Source organism: Streptomyces sp. NPDC057638, from assembly GCF_042800315.1.
In the GTDB taxonomy this organism is placed as follows: Bacteria; Actinomycetota; Actinomycetes; order Streptomycetales; family Streptomycetaceae; genus Streptomyces.
In genome coordinates this window covers 1-1,977 of the sequence record NZ_JBHVHF010000577.1, presented here as the reverse complement: position 1 = coordinate 1,977, position 1,977 = coordinate 1, and the positions used below count along the sequence as shown (strand labels likewise).

Annotated in this window: 2 protein-coding genes; both read left to right on the top strand. The window is 73.7% G+C overall.

Annotation, left to right across the window (positions count from 1 at the left end; genetic code table 11):
- Positions 1–1,160, top strand: a 1,160-nt coding sequence (gene hemG, locus ACFVIM_RS34920; protein WP_384310345.1) for a protoporphyrinogen oxidase, incomplete at its 5' end; no start/stop codon positions are given.
- 4 nt (positions 1,161–1,164) lie between these two features.
- Positions 1,165–1,878, top strand: coding sequence for a hydrogen peroxide-dependent heme synthase (gene hemQ, locus ACFVIM_RS34915; protein ID WP_384310342.1), 714 nt, complete (start codon positions 1,165–1,167; stop codon positions 1,876–1,878).
- Positions 1,879–1,977 lie beyond the last annotated feature (99 nt).

Genomic DNA, 1,977 nt, shown 5'->3' with positions numbered 1-1,977 from the left:
CCTCCGTCTGGACGCGGGGCGCGCTGCGGCCGATGCCGAAGGGCCATGTGATGGGCGTCCCCGGCACGCCCGAGGCGCTCGCCGGGCTGCTCTCCCCGGAGGGGATCGCCCGGATCGCCCAGGAGCCGGAGCTGCCGCCCGCCGACCCCGGTGAGGATGTGGCCGTGGGCGCGTTCGTCGCCGCCCGCCTGGGCCGGGAGGTCGTCGACCGGCTGGTGGAGCCGCTGCTCGGCGGGGTCTACGCGGGCGACGCCTACCGCATCTCGATGCGGGCCGCCGTCCCCCAGCTCTACGCGGCGCTGAAGGACAGTTCCTCGCTGCTGGAGGCGGTGGGCACGGTGCAGGCCCGCGCGGGCGGCGCCACCCAGCAGAACAGCCCGGTCTTCCTGGGGATCGAGGGCGGGGTCGGCACCCTGCCGGGCGCCGTCGCCGACGCCGTGCGCGCGGGGGGCGGAGTGATCCGTACCGGTACCCCCGTCCACTCCCTCACCCGCACCGCCCACGGCTGGCGGGCCGGGGTCCCGGACGGGGTGGTCGAGGCCGACGCGGTGGTCCTCGCCGCGCCCGCCGCCCAGGCCGCCGCGCTGCTCGCCGCCGAGTCCCCGTCCGCCGCCGCCGGGCTGGCGCGGATCGAGTACGCGTCGATGGCGCTGGTCACCCTCGCCTTCCGCCGCTCCGAGGTGACGGGGCTGCCGCCCGGCAGCGGCTTCCTGGTGCCGCCCGTCGACGGGCACACGATCAAGGCGTCCACCTTCTCCACCCAGAAGTGGGGATGGGTGGAGAAGGCCGCCCCCGACCTGTTCGTGCTGCGGACCTCCGTGGGGCGGTACGGGGAGGAGGAGCAGCTCCGGCGGGACGACGCCGACCTGGTCGCCGTCTCCCGCGCCGACCTGGCCGCCGCCACCGGGCTGGCCGCCCGGCCCGTGGCGACCACCGTCACCCGCTGGACGGACGGGCTGCCCCAGTACCCGGTGGGCCATCTGGAGCGGGTCGCCCGGATCCGTACCGAGGTCGCCGAACTGCCCGGTCTGGCGCTCTGCGGCGCCGCGTACGACGGTGTCGGCATCCCGGCCTGCGTCGGTGACGGCACCCGTGCCGCCGAAGAGATCCTCGCCACGTCACCCCGGGCGCGGGGCATCCACCGGGGCGCGGGACAATAGCCCCATGAGTGCGCCAGAAAAGATCCCGAACGCGGGTAAGAAGGCCAAGGACCTCAACGAGGTCATCCGCTACACGCTGTGGTCCGTCTTCAAGCTGCGCGACGTGCTGCCCGAGGACCGTTCCGGTTACGCGGACGAGGTGGAGGAGCTGTTCGAGCAGCTCACCGCCAAGGACGTGAAGATCCGGGGCACCTACGACCTGTCCGGGCTGCGCGCCGACGCGGATCTGATGATCTGGTGGCACGCCGAGACCGCCGACGAGCTCCAGGAGGCGTACAACCTCTTCCGCCGCACCCGCTTCGGGCGCGCGCTGGAGCCGGTCTGGTCGAACATGGCCCTGCACCGCCCGGCCGAGTTCAACAAGTCGCACATCCCGGCGTTCCTCGCCGACGAGACCCCGCGCGACTACGTGAGCGTGTACCCGTTCGTGCGCTCCTACGACTGGTACCTGCTGCCCGACGAGGACCGCCGCCGGATGCTCGCCGACCACGGCAAGATGGCGCGCGGCTACCCCGACGTCCGGGCCAACACGGTCGCCTCCTTCTCGCTCGGCGACTACGAGTGGATCCTGGCCTTCGAGGCCGACGACCTGTACCGGATCGTCGACCTGATGCGCCATCTGCGCGCCTCCGAGGCGCGGATGCACGTCCGCGAGGAGGTCCCGTTCTACACCGGGCGCCGCAAGACGGTCGCCGACCTGGTGAACGGGCTGGCCTAGGCCCTAGCCGCCAGCCAGGGGCCGCCGCCGCACGCGGCGGCCCCCGTACGAGACCACGCCACCGTGGCCGCACTCCAGCGGTCCCGGATGGTTCAGACC

What these genes read in the sequence shown, in the direction of transcription:
- hemQ (WP_384310342.1), top strand. Translation starts at nt 1,165, where the DNA reads ATGAGTGCGCCAGAAAAGATCCCGAACGCGGGTAAGAAGGCCAAGGAC.